The sequence below is a fragment of the Shewanella dokdonensis genome (genome assembly GCF_018394335.1).
Classification (GTDB): Bacteria; Pseudomonadota; Gammaproteobacteria; order Enterobacterales; family Shewanellaceae; genus Shewanella; species Shewanella dokdonensis.
In genome coordinates, this window is sequence record NZ_CP074572.1 from 2,755,614 (window position 1) to 2,775,382 (window position 19,769).

General features: G+C 48.2%; 12 protein-coding genes, 3 pseudogenes and 1 riboswitch. Of the genes and pseudogenes, 7 read left to right on the forward strand and 8 right to left on the reverse strand.

Going from position 1 to position 19,769, the window contains the following annotated elements; translation table 11 throughout:
- Positions 1 to 7: 7 nt before the first annotated feature.
- Positions 8 to 1,156 (reverse strand): pyroglutamyl-peptidase I, encoded by a 1,149-nt coding sequence (locus tag KHX94_RS13275; protein WP_213681015.1) that lies wholly within the window; start codon positions 1,154 to 1,156, stop codon positions 8 to 10.
- Positions 1,157 to 1,273: 117 nt separating this feature from the next.
- A complete protein-coding gene (locus tag KHX94_RS13280; protein ID WP_213681016.1) occupies positions 1,274 to 2,185 on the reverse strand; it encodes a LysR family transcriptional regulator in 912 nt (303 codons plus the stop codon).
- Positions 2,186 to 2,312: 127 nt separating this feature from the next.
- Here KHX94_RS13280 and KHX94_RS13285 point away from each other — a divergent pair.
- The 3 genes and pseudogenes from KHX94_RS13285 to KHX94_RS13295 all read left to right on the forward strand — a co-directional run bounded on the left by KHX94_RS13285 (position 2,313) and on the right by KHX94_RS13295 (position 10,245).
- Positions 2,313 to 6,868: pseudogene (locus tag KHX94_RS13285) on the forward strand (ATP-binding protein).
- A gap of 419 nt (positions 6,869 to 7,287) precedes the next feature.
- A complete protein-coding gene (fusA, locus tag KHX94_RS13290) occupies positions 7,288 to 9,375 on the forward strand; it encodes an elongation factor G (protein ID WP_213681017.1) in 2,088 nt (695 codons plus the stop codon).
- Positions 9,376 to 9,738: 363 nt separating this feature from the next.
- Positions 9,739 to 10,245 carry a hypothetical protein gene (locus KHX94_RS13295; RefSeq protein WP_213681018.1) on the forward strand — a complete coding sequence of 169 codons (507 nt, stop codon included), beginning with the start codon at positions 9,739 to 9,741 and terminating at the stop codon, positions 10,243 to 10,245.
- Positions 10,246 to 10,439: 194 nt separating this feature from the next.
- Here the strand turns inward: KHX94_RS13295 and arcA are convergent, their stop codons facing one another.
- Complete coding sequence (gene arcA, locus KHX94_RS13300) at positions 10,440 to 11,156, reverse strand: two-component system response regulator ArcA (RefSeq protein WP_213681019.1); 717 nt, start codon at positions 11,154 to 11,156, stop codon at positions 10,440 to 10,442.
- 520 nt (positions 11,157 to 11,676) lie between these two features.
- Between arcA and KHX94_RS13305 the strand changes: the two genes are divergently transcribed.
- From KHX94_RS13305 to KHX94_RS13315, 3 genes and pseudogenes are all read left to right on the forward strand, one after another.
- Complete coding sequence (locus KHX94_RS13305; protein ID WP_213681020.1) at positions 11,677 to 12,108, forward strand: DUF3293 domain-containing protein; 432 nt, start codon at positions 11,677 to 11,679, stop codon at positions 12,106 to 12,108.
- A 96-nt stretch (positions 12,109 to 12,204) separates the two neighbouring features.
- Positions 12,205 to 12,379: riboswitch (Lysine riboswitch) on the forward strand.
- Positions 12,380 to 12,506: 127 nt separating this feature from the next.
- Positions 12,507 to 13,873, forward strand: a pseudogene (lysC, locus tag KHX94_RS13310) (lysine-sensitive aspartokinase 3).
- Positions 13,873 to 14,970 carry a succinylglutamate desuccinylase/aspartoacylase family protein gene (locus KHX94_RS13315; RefSeq protein WP_213681021.1) on the forward strand — a complete coding sequence of 366 codons (1,098 nt, stop codon included), beginning with the start codon at positions 13,873 to 13,875 and terminating at the stop codon, positions 14,968 to 14,970. Before lysC ends, KHX94_RS13315 begins: the two are co-directional and overlap by 1 nt.
- A gap of 50 nt (positions 14,971 to 15,020) precedes the next feature.
- Here KHX94_RS13315 and asnC read toward each other — a convergent pair whose 3' ends face one another.
- The 5 genes from asnC to KHX94_RS13340 form a co-directional block, all read right to left on the reverse strand.
- Positions 15,021 to 15,482, reverse strand: a complete 462-nt coding sequence (gene asnC, locus KHX94_RS13320) for a transcriptional regulator AsnC (protein WP_213681022.1) — start codon at positions 15,480 to 15,482, stop codon at positions 15,021 to 15,023.
- A gap of 114 nt (positions 15,483 to 15,596) precedes the next feature.
- Entirely contained in the window at positions 15,597 to 16,271 is a 675-nt protein-coding gene (rluA, locus tag KHX94_RS13325; protein WP_213681023.1) for a bifunctional tRNA pseudouridine(32) synthase/23S rRNA pseudouridine(746) synthase RluA, read from the reverse strand.
- Between the two features lie 91 nt (positions 16,272 to 16,362).
- A complete protein-coding gene (locus tag KHX94_RS13330) occupies positions 16,363 to 16,596 on the reverse strand; it encodes a hypothetical protein (RefSeq protein ID WP_213681024.1) in 234 nt (77 codons plus the stop codon).
- Between the two features lie 78 nt (positions 16,597 to 16,674).
- Positions 16,675 to 17,205 carry a class I SAM-dependent methyltransferase gene (locus tag KHX94_RS13335; RefSeq protein ID WP_213681025.1) on the reverse strand — a complete coding sequence of 177 codons (531 nt, stop codon included), beginning with the start codon at positions 17,203 to 17,205 and terminating at the stop codon, positions 16,675 to 16,677.
- The gene (locus tag KHX94_RS13340) at positions 17,202 to 17,615 is read right to left on the reverse strand and encodes a hypothetical protein (protein WP_213681026.1); all 414 of its coding nucleotides are present in this window, start codon (positions 17,613 to 17,615) and stop codon (positions 17,202 to 17,204) included. The genes KHX94_RS13335 and KHX94_RS13340 overlap by 4 nt, the downstream gene beginning before the upstream one ends.
- A 332-nt stretch (positions 17,616 to 17,947) precedes the next feature.
- Here KHX94_RS13340 and KHX94_RS13345 point away from each other — a divergent pair.
- Positions 17,948 to 19,736: pseudogene (locus KHX94_RS13345) on the forward strand (flavocytochrome c).
- Positions 19,737 to 19,769 lie beyond the last annotated feature (33 nt).

Genomic DNA, 19,769 nt, shown 5'->3' on the forward strand with positions numbered 1-19,769 from the left:
AGGCAAACTACAATGTCGCAGCGGCTGCCGTCAACATGGCTTTGAGCTGATCTACCATTTGCTGTTCTGATTGAGCATCGTAACCGGCTACCCTGGGGGTATGAATATGGCCGGTGGCAATGCGGCTACCGAGCTGTTGTTGTAACAATATGGCGCGGTAAGAAATTTCATTTGAAAGATAACCACCACCAGAACCTTCAACCGCGGTGCTATGTTGTAATTCGCTGAGGCTGCTGGCAGCAAATGTGCCGCGCTTTAATGTTGTCACTGTGCGGTTATCATGAATTTTCCACGGGCCATTCACCGCTTGGATGGCAGCAACGGGCAGCGAAAATTCAACAAAGTCAGGCCCGTTTAGGGTTTTGCCATCCAGTTTTGGCGGCAGCGGATGCTCTTTGTCGGCACCCGTCATGACGTTGCGGTTATCCGGTGCTTTGGCGGAGCGGTTTCGGCCAGGGAAACGCTCGATATCAAAATCGCTGCGTCCCATGCTGACAGTAATCACCATGTTAACCTGATTATCTCGATAAACCGGGGTCAGCAGTGACTCGATAATGCCTGCATCAAAATCAGCAAAGCGCACCGGGATCATCACAGTTTCTATCTGTACTTGTTTGCCGTTGACTCGAAAACGATAACCATCCAGTGCGAGTGCCGCCATCCCCGAAGGGTTGCTTTGTTCGATATGTCGATCGAGGAAGAAGGGATCAAAACCGGTAAGCAGAATTCGGATCTGGGCGTCATCGGCGTAATTGATGTCACTAAACCCACGCGAGGCTTTTTCAACGGCTTTTGTCAGGATCTCTTTTTGCCAGCCTGCAATATTGAATGCCGGACGCTGCTGTTGCAGCAATGTGCGCATCTGTAATCGGCTCCAGTACAACGAGCGATCATCATAATGGCCGGAACTGACGTCCCTGACCGCTTGTTGCCACAGTCGTTGTCCCTCGTGGGCAACCATCTGGGTGACTTGCAGTTCATTTGTCTGGCGCTGATATTTAGTCCCTAAATCATCCACAATGGCACTATAGCGGCTGACAACCTCAGGCATGGCTTGTTGGGCTTTGGGCAGTCTATCTTCTTCAACACCAGCAGTTGCCGAGCATGACAACAATAATGCGGTTAGCAGCGCCGCGGTGGGGCAGAGCTTCAACATGACAGTTCCTTTGAACAACATTGTTATAAGTCAGTGATCTAATCGTTGAACTTAAGTATGCACCAGTCACGGTCGAGCGCCAACAAACCATCAAGATTTTCCAGACTGAATAAAGGCTTACACCATTAACGACTGTAGCGACTCCTGACTGTTGAAACGTTTGGTAAAGAAATCTAAGAACACGCTGATGTTGGTTGCCAGTTGGCGACGACTGGAATACACCCCATAAACTTTAAACGATTCAATGGGCCATTCCTGTAAAAGTGGCACTAAGGCACCGCGCGCCAACTCATTTTTACACACGGCGTGGGAGACCATAGCAATCCCAAAATCATCCAGCGCCAGCTGTTTTACCATGACGGCACTGTTAACTCGGGCTCTACGCCTAAAGCTGGCCATGGTCTTACGGCTGCCTTTACCCAGTGGCCAGATAGGTGCCGAGCGTAGGGTTCCCATCAAAATGCCATCGTGTTGTTCCAAATCTTTAGGGGTCGCCGGGGTGCCGTGAGCTTTGAGGTAACCTGGACTGGCAACCAGTATGGGCTGACGTTCAAATAATAGTCTTGCCACCAGATCCGAAGATTGCAGTGGGCCATATTTGATGGCGATATCATAGCCTTCACCAACCAAGCCCACCTCACCATCGGTGAATTGGACATCCAGTTCTACGGCTGGGTACAGTCGCATAAAGCCACTGCAAAGATTCGCGATCACTTCCTGACTGAATGACACCGGAATCGCAATCCGTAGCAACCCTGAGACATCATTGTGGGTATTTTCAATCGTGGCCTGTGCTGCATCAACTTCATTACAGATTGTCTGGCAATGCTGGTAGAATAGGGCACCAACCTGCGTCAGACTGATTGAGCGGGTATTACGTTGCAGTAGGCGTACGCCGAGCTCTTGTTCAAGCTGGGCGATTTTTCGGCTGATGGTGGACTTAGGCTGCCCGGTATCACGCGCCGCCTGAGAGAATCCTTCTGCTCTGACCACTGCGGCAAATAGCAGCATCCCATTCAAATCTGGCATATTTTTCTAACTGTCTCAAAAATGGAACAAAGCGTCCAAGGCAGTTTAATGGCAATTCAGCTGATAACAAAGTTATATTTACCGGCTGTACATATATAACTTAGAGGCTTAGCAGAGGATCTTTTTGATGAGCACCAATAAGCAGCCCGAAAACTCGACTCAAGCCCAAGCGCCGGATCCATTGTTTCTCCATGCAGAACATCTGGCCAAGGACTTCTCTCTATTTCCAGAGCATAGTAAGCAAAGTCTGTCTGAAGAAATCAACGGACTATTGGATGACGACGACATCCAAAGCAATCTCAAGGCATTGGCACAACTGGACGTGGATGGCTACGTTGCCAAAGTGATTCAACCTACCTTGGATAAAAATCGTCCAGGGGCTAAACGCATCATTGCCGATCTGAAAGGCAAAATGATTGTTGAAAAACACAACGGGCCTTTCTATTCCGCAGAAGTGGAACTGAATTTTGCTGGTCGCAGCCGCCGTGTTGGTTTTATCGCCCAAGAGCGTAGCACCGCCAATGGGGCGTGGATGCCAGAACATCACCTGATGTGTTGTGAAGCTATCCGCCATTTTGCGGAACTGTCGATGCCCATTGTGTATTTCATCGACACTCCCGGGGCCGATGCTGGTGAACTGGCTAACAGCCATAATCAGGCTCATTCAATCTCCCGGGCAATTGCCGAAAGCGCCAACGTGGACGTGCCAACCATTGGTATCGTGATTGGTGCCGGGTATTCCGGTGGCGCGATTCCCTTGGCCGCCGCCAATATTTTACTATCGGTGCGTGACGGTATTTTTAATACTATCCAGCCTCAAGGTTTGCAGAGTATCGCTCGCAAATACAATCTTTCTTGGCAGGAATGCGCTAAATCAGTGGGTGTGTCGCCAGAAGAGCTATATACCACAGGTTGCATTGACGGCATTATTGACTTCTCACCTTCTGATCGTGATGAACGTCAGCATAATTTGCGCCGCGCCATCATTAGCGGCATCGAAGCGGTTGAACGCGCGGCAGTGGCTTTTGTGAAAGAGTCTGAAGACTTGCGTGAACACTATAAACGCAGCCTGCACCGTTTCCTGTATCCGTCAAAAAATCTGCAAGCGTTGGAAGATGCCGTGCATATGTCGCTGGCAAGCAGCCCGACCATGCATCTGAACCTGTTCGGCAGTGCTTATCGTTATCTGCGTTATCTTACCGCGCGTAGCCGTATCCATTCGATTTCGATGGAGCAATACGGTCGTCTGTCTAAGGTCAGTGTGCCGGAAGGCGATCTGCGTGCGCGTATCCAGAAAGAGCAGGAAAAGGTGTTCCAATCTTGGCTATCAAGCCCAGATAAACTGGTATATGACGAAGAACTGGCAAAACTGTGGAATAATTTCATTGCCAAGCGTGATGGCATTGCCACTGAACGTAACATGCTGACACGTTTGATCCTCGGTGAGCCAAAAGAGAACTACAAAAAGCCCGTAAGGCGCTGTTGTTCAATATTGGCTGGAGTCTGTATCACCGCTGGAAGAGCAACGCCGCTAATAACTTCAAAGGGTTGATCCATTATCTGGAAACTCTGCCAGCGGAAGTCACCCAGACACCTTGGCCAGAACTGAACCAACTGACGTTGCTGGATGTGGTGGTGAATGAAGAGCTGCGTGAAGACTTTATCTGGCAGTGTTACAACATCCTGATCTTCAATGCGCTGTATGACAATGTGGTGGGCAACCTAGCCTCTATTGCTAAAGAAGCCATGATGAACAAGAGCCTGTCGCGTTCATCTGTGGACGGTTTACTGCATAAGTCCATCGACCGGGCGATTTCGACCCAAGATACCGCCAACGACAAGAGCAAGTTCTATAAGTGGCTGAAATATTTTATGTCTCAGTCCAATCGTGCCGAGTTGCTGACCAAAACCGAGCAGTGGAAAAGTGTGGGCTTCCCACAATTGAATGACAGCTTGTTTGTGGTCCTGACTTATTTCTTCGAACGCTTGCTGCCTGAATATTTCGATAGCGAAGACGACAACACCAAATACACTGGCGCGATTAACCCCGTGCGTATTGGTCGGCGCAAAGACTTCTGGAACCGCCTCACCATGGGTTATCAGGATCTGCTGATCCAGAAGGTTCTACGCGAAGAGAAGAAAGCGGGCAAGATGACCTGGAACAACATCATCGACAAGTTCTTCAGTAAGTTTGACGAACTGAACGGTGATAAAATGACAGCTAACTCGCTGAATTTCCCAGGTTTCCGTTTATCTATCGAAGATGCGCTAGATAAAGGTATTCGTCCTTGTGGCTTGATTACCGGCATAGCGAATTTCAATCACGATGGCAAAAAGATCCGCGTGGGTGTTGCTGTGTCCAATACCGCGTTCCAGGCGGGGGCTTTTGATATGGCCAGCGCCGAGAAATTCTCGGCACTGCTGATTGAATGCGCCAAACGCCGTCTGCCAGTGATCTGTTTTATCAGTTCTGGTGGGATGCAGACCAAAGAAGGCGCTGCCGCACTATTTTCTATGGCGGTAGTGAATGACCGTCTGACTCGTTTCATTCGTGATAACGAATTGCCCGTGCTGATGTTTGGTTTCGGTGATTGTACCGGTGGCGCGCAGGCTTCTTTTGTGACACATCCACTGGTGCAGACCTATTACATGTCTGGCACCAACATGCCATTTGCCGGACAAATGGTAGTGCCCGCTTATCTGCCATCCACTGCCACTTTGTCTAACTATCTGTCGAAAGTGCCCGAGGCAATGAATGGTCTGGTACTGAATCCGTTCAGCGATAGCCTCGATGAACAGTTGCAAAGCATTGATCCTTTGATGCCAATGCCAACAGAAAGTATCGAAGAAGTCATTGCCGGTGCTTTGTCATCGCTGGTGGCAACCGCTCACGAAACAACTGCCGATGAAATTGTGCAGGATGATCCGCGAGCCTTGATGAAACCTATCAACAAGGTATTGATCCATGCCCGTGGTTGTACGGCCGTCAAACTGATCCGTAAAGCGCACGACAACCACATCAACGTGGTGCTGGTGGCGTCCGATCCCGATATGACAGCCGTTCCGGCAGAAATGTTGAATGACAACGATAAGCTGGTATGTCTTGGTGGTAACACCTCTGACGAATCTTACCTCAATGCGTATTCCGTATTGCGTGTGGCGGATTATGAGAAAGTTGATGCGTTGCATCCAGGGATTGGCTTCCTCTCTGAAAGTCCGCAATTTGCCGCATTGTGTGTCAACAACGGCGTGAACTTCGTTGGCCCTAGCGTTAACTCCATGACCACCATGGGTAACAAGTCTAACGCCATTAAAACCTCTCAGTCGCAGAACGTGCCAGTCGTACCTGGGTCACACGGTATTCTGACTAATGCGGAGCAGGCGGTAAATGTGGCTAACGAAATCGGTTATCCGGTGCTGCTGAAAGCCGTACAAGGTGGTGGCGGTAAAGGCATTCAGGTAGTACGTCGTCCTGAAGAAATGATTGGTCTGTTCCAGAAAACATCTACCGAAGCAGCTGCGGCCTTTGGTAACGGCGATCTGTATCTGGAAAAATATGTCACTTCCCTGCGCCACATCGAAGTACAGTTGTTGCGTGACCGCTTTGGTAACACCAAGGTGTTGGGCATTCGTGACTGTTCGGTACAGCGCAATAACCAGAAGGTGATTGAAGAATCCGGTTCTACCATGTTGCCGGAAGAACTGAAGCAGAAGGTGATGAAATACACTGAAGCTTTGGGGAATGCGACCGATTACACCGGTGCCGGTACTGTCGAATACATCTATAACCTGGATGCCAACGCAGTGTATTTCATGGAGATGAATACCCGGTTGCAGGTAGAACATCCGGTAACCGAAGTCACTTCTGGTATTGATATCGTCAGTGCGCAGTTTGATATTGCCGCTGGGCGTTCAATCGAGAAATTGCAGCCCAAAGAACTGGGGTATGCCATCGAAGTGCGCGTGACAGCTGAAAAGGCGGCGCTGGACAGCCACGGCGTATTACAGCTAGTGCCAAATCCAGGTTTAATCAGTGAGTGTGTGTTGCCACCACAAGATAATGTGGAAGTGATCGCTATTGCTGCTGAAGGTAAAGAAGTTTCACCTTACTACGACAGCCTGATCGCCCAAATCATTATCCATGGTGAAGACCGTGAAGATACCATCAATAAGATGTTGGATTACTTGGATCGCGTAGTGATCAAAGGAATTGCCACCAATATCCCATTGTTGAAACGCATCTTGAGCGACCGTACTTTCCGTGATGGTGTGTACGACACCAACTATCTGCCACGCCTGATGGCCGAACTGGACATCCCGGCATTGATCGCAGAAATGGAAGCCGCCGCTGAAACGCAGAAAGTGGATACTGCCTCTTTGCGTGTCGGCGAATCCAATGAGCTGAAAGTGCTGGCTCAAGGCGCTGGTATCTTCTACACCTCACCGGCTCCTGGCGAAGCAGATTTTGTCAAGGAAGGCGACATAGTGACGGTTGAACAGACATTGGCACTGACAGAGGCGATGAAGATGTTCTCGCAGATGACACTGGCCGGTTTCAACCGTAAAGGTGCGGTATTGTATCCAGAAGATAAAAAATACCGTATTGAACGGATCCTCAACAGCAATGGCCAACAGGTTTCCCAAGGGGATCTGTTATTTGTTGTGTCACCGGTCGACGAGTAACCACAGTGTTTTTAAAGAAGCCCGCAGCCGCGGGCTTCTTTGTCTGGAGCCCTCGGCTACAATTTTCCTGTTAAAGACAGGTGACATCATTCTTTTGTTTGTATAGATTACGGCCGTTCTGGCAAAAAATGTCATAAAAGTTTCCGTTATTTGCGGGAATATAGGATATGGCCGTAAGGACATCCGTATTTCTATGTTAAAAAAGAAAGCTAACTATATAAAAATAAACTATTTTTTATAGTTTACTGAGTAAAGTCAGGGCTAGTCTTTAAGCCACTGGCGAAATTTGAAACTCCTCATTGCAGGATACGGGGATTTCGGTGTTATAATACGCGCCTTAATTTATGGGGTTCCGTCTGTCGCAGCAACGAAGTGGCATACTCCGTCTCCTATTCACTAACTCATAATGAAGTTGAATCATGACTGACTTATCGAAATACAGAAACATTGGTATTTTCGCTCACGTTGACGCGGGCAAGACTACCACCACCGAGCGTATCCTGAAACTCACTGGTAAGATCCATAAAATAGGTGAAGTACATGATGGCGCTTCAACCATGGACTTCATGGATCAGGAAGCTGAACGTGGTATTACCATTCAGTCAGCTGCGACCACCTGCTTCTGGAAAGATCACCGTTTCAACATCATCGACACCCCTGGGCACGTTGACTTCACCGTTGAAGTATATCGTTCTCTGAAAGTATTGGACGGCGGTGTTGGTGTGTTCTGTGGTAGCGGCGGTGTAGAACCTCAGTCCGAAACCAACTGGCGTTATGCGAACGAATCAGAAGTTGCTCGTCTGATCTTCGTAAACAAACTGGACCGTATGGGTGCAGACTTCCTGCGTGTTGTTGGTCAGATCAAACGTGTTTTGGCGGCAACTCCATTGGTAATGACTCTGCCTATCGGCCGTGAAGACGAATTCACTGGCGTAGTCGATGTATTGACTCGTAAAGCCTATATATGGGACGACTCAGGTCTGCCAGAAAACTACACAGTGGCAGACGTGCCTGCCGACATGGTGGACTTGGTTGAAGAATACCGTGAACAGATGATCGAAACTGCCGTTGAGCAGGATGACGATCTGATGGAAGCCTACATGGAAGGTGAAGAACCTTCTATTGAAGACATCAAACGTTGTATCCGTAAAGGTACAATCAACTTGGCATTCTTCCCCACATACTGTGGTTCTGCGTTCAAAAACAAAGGGATGCAGCTGTTGTTGGATGCGGTAGTTGATTACCTGCCATCTCCAACTGAAGTTGTGCCTCAGCCTCTGACTGACCCAGAAACTGGTGAAGAAACTGGCGAAGTTGCCACTGTTTCTGTGGATGAACCACTGCGCGCTTTGGCATTCAAGATCATGGATGACCGTTTCGGTGCCTTGACCTTCGTTCGTATCTATTCAGGTGTGATGAAGAAGGGTGACACAGTACTGAACAGTGCGACTGGCAAGACCGAACGTATCGGCCGTATGGTGATGATGCATGCAAACGACCGTAGCGAAATCGATTACGCACAGGCGGGTGACATTATCGCTGTAGTAGGTATGAAGAACGTTCAGACCGGTCATACTCTGTGTGATCCTAAGCACGAATGTACTTTGGAACCTATGATCTTCCCAGATCCAGTGATCTCTATCGCTGTGACTCCGAAGGACAAAGGCGCTTCTGAAAAACTGGGTATCGCACTGGGTAAAATGGTGGCTGAAGATCCATCATTCCAGGTAGAAACCGACCAAGAAACTGGCGACACCATCCTCAAAGGGATGGGTGAACTGCATCTGGACATCAAAGTTGACATCCTGAAACGTACTCACGGTGTTGAACTGAGCGTTGGTGCACCACAGGTGGCTTATCGTGAAACTATCACTAAAGCCGTTGAAGATAGCTACACCCACAAGAAACAGTCTGGTGGTTCTGGTCAGTACGGTAAGATTGATTACCGCATCAAACCAGGTGAAGCCAACACTGGCTTCAAGTTCGTGTCTTCAGTTGTGGGCGGAAACGTACCTCGTGAATTCTGGCCAGCCGTTGAATCTGGTTTTGAATCCATGATGAAAGAAGGTCCACTGGCAGGCTTCCCAGTGCTGGACGTAGAAGTTGAGCTGATTGATGGTGCTTACCACGCAGTTGACTCTTCCGCTATCGCGTTTGAAATTGCAGCTAAAGCGGCGTTCCGTCAAAGTATGCCAAAAGCCGGCCCACAGTTGCTGGAACCTATCATGAAGGTTGACGTGTTCACACCAGATGCTAACGTCGGTGACGTGATCGGTGACTTGAACCGTCGTCGCGGCATGATCAAGGATCAGGAAGCTGGTCTGACTGGCGTGCGCGTTAAGGCTGATGTGCCATTGGCAGAAATGTTCGGTTACATCGGTAACCTGCGTACTATGACATCTGGTCGTGGTCAGTTCTCCATGGAGTTCTCTCACTACGCAGCATGTCCTGCTAACGTTTCAGAAAAAGTGATTGCTGAAACCAAAGCGAAAAAAGCGGCTAAGTAAGTCTTAGTGTGATGAAGAGGCCCGTATTTACGGGCCTTTTTTATGCCCATAAAATAATGATGTCAGTTACCCCACTATAGAGCAGTGTGTTCTTGTTTTGTTCTTGGTAGCCGGGCAGTCACATAAAGGCCAAATGGATTGGTAACAATACAGAAGAATGCTGCACGGTTGTTTAGTTATTCCATCAAGGCTATAGGATTTGGGCAGTTAGCTTAGGCAGAAAATTGCCGCGCTAGGTAAAACTTTGCCTGTTTTAGTCTGCTACATGTGGTGTCGTCAGGGTTAGGCGACGCAATGCTGCTATCTACTTGATTGGTATGGTTTATGCTGTATTAGGCGAAATCTATCATTAAGAGCTTTCGTATGAATATCAATAGTGTGTATGCCCCGATAGCACAATCTGCCTCAACATCTGCTACTGCCACTAGCTCGAATAAATCAGCGGCAAATTTTGCTGACATTCTGCAGGGGCAGAAGAAAATGGCCGCCGATAAAAATATGTCCGTTGATAACAGCTCACAAGCCAACTGGCGCAATGTCGATTTCACTAATCTTACTCCCAAACAGATGCGGACAATCTCTGCCGATATGCGTAAGAGTGGTGCCATTGATTTCGATGCGATGACTAGCTTGCAAATGATTGGCCCTTTGGGAAAGGTGGGACCCAATGGTGAGTTTGTCCCCTTCACCAGTGCTGAACGCGAGCAAATCGATAATACTCCTATCAATTATTCAGCGGCAGTTTCTCAGCAACGAGCTAACATTGAGCGCATGGGGCGGACGCTAGACCCCACCTCTGGGTATGCGATGTGGGCGAAACTTGAACAACTGTTGGGGCAAGCTAAATCCTGTGTGGGTGCTAAAGTATAGCGGTCTTGCTTGATATTGAGCATTAGCGCTTCAAGACTAGTAGTACTCGATACGGTGATTTCAAAGATGCAGTGTAGCGCCCATATTAGCCTTATTCCTCCCGCCGGGACGCATACAGAGATGCACATATTGCTGAGAATATACGCATAAAAAAACCGGCGCGAAAGGCCGGTTTTCTATAGCTATGATGGCATTTAGTCGTCTAAATGTCCACAGAAGCGATAACCCTCACCATGAATGGTAGCAATGATTTCCGGGGTATCCTGGTGGCTTTCAAAATGTTTACGGATGCGACGAATAGTCACATCAACTGTCCGGTCATGTTGTTTTAGTTCACGGCCAGTCATTTTTAGTAGCAGGTCGGCGCGGGTTAAAATCTTGCCGGGATTTTCCACAAAGTGCAGCATGGCGCGGAATTCACTTCGTGGCAATTTGTAGGATTCACCTTCTGGGCTTACCAGTGAGCGGCTGTTGATATCCAGACTCCAGCCATTGAATTTATAACTCTCAACCGCAGATTTTTCTTCCGGTTCAGCGCCACCAGTAGTCACACGGGTCAGCAGATTGCGGGCACGAATAGTTAGCTCGCGTGGGTTAAATGGCTTGGTGATGTAATCATCAGCACCGATTTCCAGCCCCAGGATTTTATCTACTTCGTTATCACGACCGGTCAGGAATATTAGACCGATGTTATTGATTTCTCTCAATTCTCTGGCAAGCAACAGACCATTTTTACCAGGCAGATTGATATCCATAACCACCAGATTGATCTTGTTGTCTTGGAGGGCTTTGTGCATTTCTGCGCCGTCATTGGCTTCGGTAACAACATATCCCTCAGCCTCGAAAATACTTCTCAGCGTGTTACGGGTAACGGCTTCGTCTTCTACGATAAGAATGTGTGGGTTCTGCATATCATTTACCTAATAAATCAGATGGTTCTAACCACGAGCGGAGCTCATGTCCAGTTGTTGTTCTATGAATCCTAACGGCTTCATACCTGCGTATTGGTGAAAAACCAAGTTACATCGTCGGCACTTCATGATTAGTTGAATTTGGGCATACGGTTGTTACCGATACGCGAATTGTATTAACTGAGATATCCCAAGATGAATTTAGTTCCTGATTTTCATGGATATCCAGTTTATTTGTCTCCGAGACCCAGATGATGACTCAGAGCGTTTTGGTCAGACACTGTGGCTGTCGTATCCGACAGTCAGCACAAACATGACCGAAATGTGATTAGTGGTAGCATTGTACTCTTATTGTGCATTTGTTAACAAATGAAATGTTAACAAATGACAACGCGATTCAGCGAATAGACAGCAAAAAACCATAGAGTAGTAGCAAATTTACAACGCAATGTTTCAGATACTAGGTGAGTCGCCCAGCTTTTGTTAAACTAGCGCAGATTACTTCAGAGGCTGCTGATTAATGGATGACGTATTTGCACAGCTTTGGCAACACTATCTCGATAGCTGCTTTTTATTGAGTCAGCCACTTTCTTCTTCATTACCTTTTGCGATTATTACCGCCCACAATCCTTTGGGACAGGTGCTGGAACCTTGTCAGAACCGGTTGCGTGACCGCGCCTTACAAGGCGATATTGAGCAACTGCTGGTGCCTTATCGGATTATTATTGGCACTGCTGCCGATCTCAGTCATATGGAAAAGAGTTGGGCAGTATTTGTCAGTAAAGTACAAGCCGCTGAACTGGCAAAAAAGTACCAGCAGAATGCCTTCTATTATGTCGCAGACAATGTGTTGTCACTGGTGCCTTGTTTGGCTGGCGTGCAGGAACAGCAAATCGGCGATTTCAGGCAGCGGGTGCGGATTGTCTCTGAGTTACCTGAAATCTGTGACTAAATTTCAGGTTACTGTTGATAAATTTCCAGCGGGCTAAAATGTCGTTGACTTCCAACAGCGATTGTTGTTAATGTCGGCATCCCCACTGCTATCAGTGGGAACAGAAGAGGAGCGTTAACTAGGTAGTGAACCCGAGGAGGCCATTCTCCGGTGAAGGTTCATGAGGGAGATTAGCGCCGAGGCTACAGGATTATTGGCAGATCCTTTGGCCGGTCGTTCAGGCTGAATCCTGATGACTGTCACCTTGTTTTGGTGGAGAGCTTCTGGTGAGGATCACTTTTCCCTTCTCAGGGTGCCTTTGTATCAGCGCCAGGCTCTTCGAACGAATTTTGTTCGGAGCTGATCATGAATTTAACGCAGTTTTTCTTATTACCTCTCGCATTAGCGGAGGTGCGGTAATGTCTTTAGTCGTTGCCAAATTTGGCGGTACATCCGTCGCCGATTACTTTGCCATGGGCCGCTGTGCCGATATCGTACTTGCTAACCCCGCTACTCGGTTAGTGGTGGTCAGTGCTTCCAGCGGTGTCACGAACCTGTTGGTAGAACTGGCACAACCGGGTATCACTGAGCCACAGCGCTTGGCCGTGCTCAAAAAAATTGCCGCCATCCAATATGCCATTGTTGACCAGCTACCCCGTAGCGATGATGTTGCTGCCACGATTGATACCTTATTGACTCGGGTTGATGTTTTGAGCCAGCAACTACTACAGCAGTCAGATAAAGCGCTGGTCGATGAGTTACTCTCACTAGGCGAGCGCTGTTCTTCGGTACTGTTTGCCGCAGTTTTAAGAGAAAAAGGCGCATTGGCCAGTGCTTTTGATGTGCGCCAGGTACTGCGTACCGACAGTCATTTTGGTAAGGCGGAACCACAGATTGCAGACATTCGTCATCTAACCCAAACACAGCTGTTGCCTCAGCTAACACAGCAATTACTGGTCACTCAGGGCTTTATTGGCGCTGATGAGCAGGGACAGACAACGACGCTTGGCCGTGGCGGCAGTGACTATTCGGCAGCACTGCTGGCGGAAGCCTTGGATGCTGATGCTGTTGAAATCTGGACGGATGTTGCCGGGATCTATACCACGGACCCCCGTTTAGCAGCTAACGCCAGACCCATTGCTGAAATCAGTTTCCATGAAGCGGCAGAAATGGCCACGTTCGGGGCTAAAGTGTTACATCCCGCCACTATTCTGCCGGCGGTAAGGCAGCAGATCCAAGTCTTTGTTGGCTCCAGCAAGGAACCAGAAAAAGGCGGAACCTGGATCCGGCATCAGGTCGAAAACCCGCCGGTCTACCGGGCGGTTGCCTTAAGACGGGATCAAACCCTGCTGAATCTGCACAGTTTACAGATGCTGCACGCGCAAGGTTTCTTGGCCGAAACCTTTGCGACTTTGGCGCGCCACAAAATTTCCGTGGATCTGATTACAACGTCAGAGGTGAACGTGTCGCTGACACTGGACAAAACCGGTTCAGAGTCCAGCGGTCAGGGCTTGTTGACGGAAGCCTTATTGCAGGAATTATCGCAGCACTGTCGGGTGCGGGTTGAAGATAAGTTGGCGCTGGTAGCCATTATCGGTAACCGGATTGCGTCAACTCCTGGTATTTGTCAGCAGGTGTTCGGGGTGCTTGCGCCGCACAACGTCAGGTTGATATGTCAGGGGCTAGCCCTCATAACTTGTGTGTGCTGGTACACGAAGCAGAAGCCGCTGATGTGGTGGCAGCATTACATCGGGCCCTTTTTGAAAATACCGCTGAGGCTGCCTGATGCAGCCGCAACTGCTGGCCGTCGGCGAACTTGCTGCGGGACAGACACTGACGGTGCCAGTGTATCAATTTATCGGGAGCGATCCTGCGGCACCTTCAGTGTATATCCAAGCGAATGTGCATGGTGCTGAGGTTCAGGGCAATGCCGTAATACTGCAATTGCTGCGGTATTTGCGGCAGCATCCGCCTAAAGGTGATGTGACCTTAGTACCATTGGCAAACCCACTGGGGATCAATCAAAAAAGCGGCGAGTTTACCTTGGGGCGCTTTGACCCTGTGACTGGCGAAAATTGGAATCGGCAGTATCTGGATAATCAGTTGCCATTGCCGCAGTGGTTGTCGGAGCGCCAACACTATCCCGACGCTGAATTGATTGCCACCTATCGGCAGGCGCTAAAGGCCAATCTACAAACGCGATTACAGAGTCCGTGGGGCGTTACTACTGGGCAGCGGCTAGCGTATACGTTGCAGTTACTGGCAACAGAGGCAGATATTGTGCTGGATTTGCATACCGGCCCTAAGTCCTGTCGCCACCTGTATTGTCCTGAATATCAAAGGCACGCAATAGCGGAATTTTCGATTCCCTTTACGCTGCTTATCCCCAATCTGTTTGGCGGTGCCATGGATGAAGCTATTTTCTGTCCTTGGTGGCGACTAAGCGATTATTTGGCATCACAAGGGCGGCAACTAGAGGTGCCGGTGGCCGCGTTTACGCTAGAGCTGGGGGATCAAGAACTGCTTGATATGACGCAGGCGCAACAGGATGCTCAAGGTATTTTGGCCTTTCTCTCCCAACGTGGGATAGTGGCTGAATCGCTAGCTCCGGCAGTTATGCCACGATATGCCACTAAGCTGAGCAACTATCGTAAGTTCCATGCTCCGCAAGCTGGACTGGTGCAGTATCTGGTCGCGCCAGGCAGTCAGGTAAAGCAGGGAGAACCGCTGGTACGCTTGCTGCGTTTAGATTTATCAGAAGATGCACAAGAGCAACTATTGACCGCCCCCGAGAGCGGAATTGCTATTTTGCACTTTGCTTCGGCGGCGGTGCAGCAAGGCACTGAACTCTATAAGATCATGACCCGAGCAACCAAAATATAATGAGGAGTAACAATAGGTTGCGTGGCAACCTATTGTTGGCTAAGCCAGTGTTAAGGCTTGACCGCGCGCACAATAGGATTTTGCAGGCTGATCAAGGTTTCGGTGGATTGAATTTCGTCAATAGACTGGATGCGATTGATCAACACATGCTGCAGCGCTTCAATCGACTGACACATCACTTTGACAAAAATACTGAAATTGCCAGTGGTGTAATAGGCTTCTACCACTTCTTCAAGGGCATTTAATTTTGATATGGCGGCGGGGTAGTCACCGGCACTCTTAAGATTGATGCCGATAAAACAACACACATCATAACCGAGTGCTTTGGGATTCACGGTAATCTGTGCCCCGGTGATAATGCCTGCCTGTTTCATTTTTTCCACCCGCACATGGATGGTTCCAGCACTGACATTAAAACGTTTGGCTAATTCGGCGAACGGTGTCCGAGCATCCTGCATCAGCGCTTCAAGGATCTGGTTGTCCAGTTGGTCTCTTTGAAATGATGTATCCACAATCACTTGCCTTTTGTTTTTTTTATCAGGCACAAATTTACGTTTTTTATTGTCATTTTACCAGCTAACAGTGCAATTTTATGGCAGATGTCATGTAAAGAAATAATGCTACGATTATTGTGCAGATGTGGCTTCCATAAAGGGAACTCGAGTTGTAAACGTCATGGGTTCGCCAGAATAGGGATGCTTGATGCTGAGTTCTGCCGCATGCAGTAACAGTCTGGGGGCGAGCGCTTTGGCGGGCGGGTCGGCGTAAAAACCATCACCAAGGATAGGATGACCCAGCGCCATCATATGTACCCGCAGTTGGTGTGAACGGCCAGTGACCGGCATCAGCTTGACCAAGGTTGATTGTTGGCCATAAGAGATTGCTTGATAATGCGTGACAGAGGGTTTGCCTACTTCAAAATCCACTTTTTGCCGGGGGCGATTGGGCCAGTCACAGATGAGCGGCAAATCAACCGTACCTTCACCTTCAAGGTGACCAAACACCCGTGCAAAGTAGACTTTATGGGTTTCACGTTCTTGAAACTGGCGCTTTAATTCGCGTTCGGCATTGCGTCTTAACGCTAACAGCAAAATCCCTGAAGTTGCCATATCCAAACGGTGCACTACCTGCGCCAGTGGTTGCAGTTGTAGCACTCGGCTGAAAGCACTGTCATGATGTTTGGCTTCACGTCCTGGCACGGATAACAACCCAGAAGGCTTGTTGAGTACCAAAATATCCTTGTCCTGATACAGAATATCGAGCCAAGGTAGGCGTGGTGGTTGGTAGCTAAAGTCACTCATCTGACGGGTCTCGCGCAAAACGGACAGCAAATGTACCCGTCAGGCGTAGTTGATGCAAGTGGCATCAATCACGGCTTAATCTCTCCAAGATTCAGGCAAAACTGTTACCGGCAAGATGCATGATGCAAAAGGTCCATACAACAAACGCCAATGTGCCATGGACAAAACCGTAGAATGCCTGATCCAGCCGTTTGAGTCCGCCAGCATCCCAGATAAGGTAAAGGTGCAGTCCCAGGATCAATGGAAATAATAGCAGCAGTATTGCGAGTGCAAACTGATTAGCATCACCAAAAATGGCATGTCCAACGAGCGACCAAAACACCATAAATGCGGTAATTATCGGCGGAAGCGCTAGCCGATACTGCTCTGGATAAGGAAAAACATGCGGATATCCTTTACATCTTCAGTCATCGAACTTAGCTGCATTGCGGGCAATCAGCTGCGCTTTTTCCTGTGACTGAGTGTTGTTATGTATTAGCTTTCCCTCAAAGTAATGCAATGTCTCTAGTTTGGCAAATGTGCGCAGTAACTCGGTATCTTGCAACAGGAAGTCTGGGTTAGTTGGTTTACCCAATGCCGCTTGCCGTTGATGAAAGGTCTCATAAAAGAGTAATCCTCCATTGGCTAGTCGCTGGTTAATCCAAGGCATCAACGGGCGATGTAGATAATTAAACACCAGCACAACATCAAATTGTCCTAACGCTGGCAGCGAGCCGGATTCCAGATCTACCTGCAAACAGTGGCAGTGAGGAAACGCTTCGAGTAATGAACTAAACGCTTCTGGATTTCTGTCAACAAAAGTGACATCTGCGCCTCTCTTTGCAAACCATAGCCCGTTGCGGCCAGAGCCACAGGCAAGGTCTAAAATCTTTAATGAGTTTAATGGAGGATAATTATCCCATGGGAATGTGGTAATTAAATCAGCAGTATTCATCCTTTTATTTCTTCCTTACTGTGTATTTGACGACGATGAATAATTGAGTAATGTCTTAATGATGATGGACCATGAGTAACGAACACTGACAATAAAATAATAATTGTGACTAACGCTGGTTTATATTCAGGAATTATTGTGAAACACATCAATATTCCTAATTTAACTAATGTGAGTACGCCTTTCATCTGAATAAGCCAGCGCCAGTCTCTTACGATTTCCCATAACATCAGCAGACAACCCGTGACCATGGCCATGATCCAATAGTTAAGCCATTGTTTATCAGCAACTTGTAGCAGGATTCCACCACCTGCACCCACCACGCCTAGTATGTGTAATCCTCTCAGTGTGGTTTTGGTGAAACGTTTTAACTGGAAGAAACGCTCTGCATGTGGGTCGTATGTACTCATTTTATATCCTAGGCTTTAATGGATATTACTAATTTAATTATATCGTAATTACATGAATTGTTTAAGTTTAAATTAATTAATGTGTTAAATATGTAATTTTTTTGAAGATTTAAAATGAATTGAATCTTAAATTTTAATTGGTACGTCACGAATATTACTTACGAAAGTATTTCACAGATCTTTTTGTGATGAAGTTAAATAACCAATTTATGCCTAAATGCTATCGTTTTTTCGGGAGATATGCCAAATGGTGATATATCGTTCAACTAATAACAAATCCTGTTTGGTGTGACTATTATTATTGCGTTAGAGATTATTTGGAGGAACATTTTATGTTCTCGGCAACTCTGAAACGAACCAGCTTAGCGGTGGCGCTATCTGGTTTTCTCGTCGGCTCGGCATATGCAGCTCCGGAAGTATTAGCAGATTTCCATCAACAGATGGGCGACTGCACAACTTGTCACGTTTCCAAGAAAGGCCCGACTGATGACAACCTAACGCATGAGAATCAACAGTGCGTTAGCTGTCATGGCTCACTAGCTGATTTGGCGGCACAGGATGCTGAAAAGAAACTAAAGGTTTCTCCCCATAAATCTCACCTGATTGGTGATATTGCCTGTACCAGCTGCCATAAAGGCCATGAAAAGTCTGTTGCCTATTGTGATGCCTGCCACAGCTTTGGTTTTGATATGCCTTTTGGTGGCAAATGGCAACGTAAGTTTGTTCCTATCGATGTGAATAAAGACGCTCAGGAAAAAGCCATTGCGGCGGCACCACGTGACACTACAGATGTCGTGATTGTCGGTTCCGGTGGTGCTGGCCTAGCGGCGGCGGTATCTGCGCATGAAAATGGTGCCAAGGTTATTCTGCTGGAAAAAGAACCCTTAGCAGGCGGTAATACTAAGCTGGCGGCGGGTGGTATGAATGCTGCTGAAACTAAGTTCCAGGCCAAGTTGGGCATTAAAGACAAAGTTTCCATCATGATTGATGACACCATGAAGGGCGGTCACAACATTAATGATCCAGCGTTGGTGAAAGTGTTGGCAGAAGACTCTTCAGATTCTATCGATTGGTTGACCGCTTTAGGGGCCGATATGAGTGATGTCGGCCGTATGGGTGGCGCCAGTGTTAACCGTTCACATCGACCAACCGGTGGTGCCGGAGTCGGGGCCCACGTTGCGCAAGTGTTGTATAACGCTGCGGTAAAAAGTGGTACCGACATGCGTTTTAATAGCCGAGTAGTGCGAGTGCTGGAAGACGCAGCGGGCAATGTGACTGGCGTATTGGTTGAAGGCAAGTACACAGGTTACTACGTGATCAAGGCCAAAGCGGTGATTATGGCCACTGGTGGATTTGCCAAGAATAACAAACGTGTTGCTAAGTACGATCCGGCACTGAAAGGCTTTGCTGCAACTAACCATCCTGGTGCCACTGGTGATGGTTTGGATGTCGCCATGGCAGCAGGTGCCGATACCCGTGATTTGAAATATATCCAGGCTCATCCTACTTGGTCGCCTGTGGGCGGAGTTATGGTAACAGAAGCTGTGCGTGGTAATGGGGCTATTTTGGTCAATCGTGAAGGCGACCGCTTTGTCAACGAAATCACTACCCGCGATAAAGCGTCTGCGGCTATTTTGCAACAAACCGGTACCAGTGCCTTCTTGGTATTTGATGACTCAGTACGTAAGAGTCTGAAAAAATCGAGAACTATATTCACTTGGGGATCGTGAACGAAGGTAAAACCCTTGCCGATCTGGCAGCGCAACTTAACATGCCCGCCGCGGAACTGGAAAAACCATCGCGTCCTATAATGGCTTTGTTAAGGCGGGTAAGGATAGCCAATTTGCCCGTCCTAATCTGCCGCGTGAACTGGCCACTGCACCTTACTATGCCATAGAGGTTAAGCCAGCTGTGCATCACAGCATGGGCGGGGTGAAAATTGACACTCAGGCTGAAGTGTTGAATAAACAGGGTAAGACCATTAAAGGTCTGTTTGCCGCAGGCGAAGCTACCGGTGGTGTGCATGGCGCTAACCGTCTGGGCGGTAATGCCATCTCTGATATTGTGACCTTTGGCCGAATTGCAGGAGCCTCCGCAGCAAAATTTGTCAAAGCAAACTAAGATAAGCGCTAGTACGACATGGCGAGGTTAGCA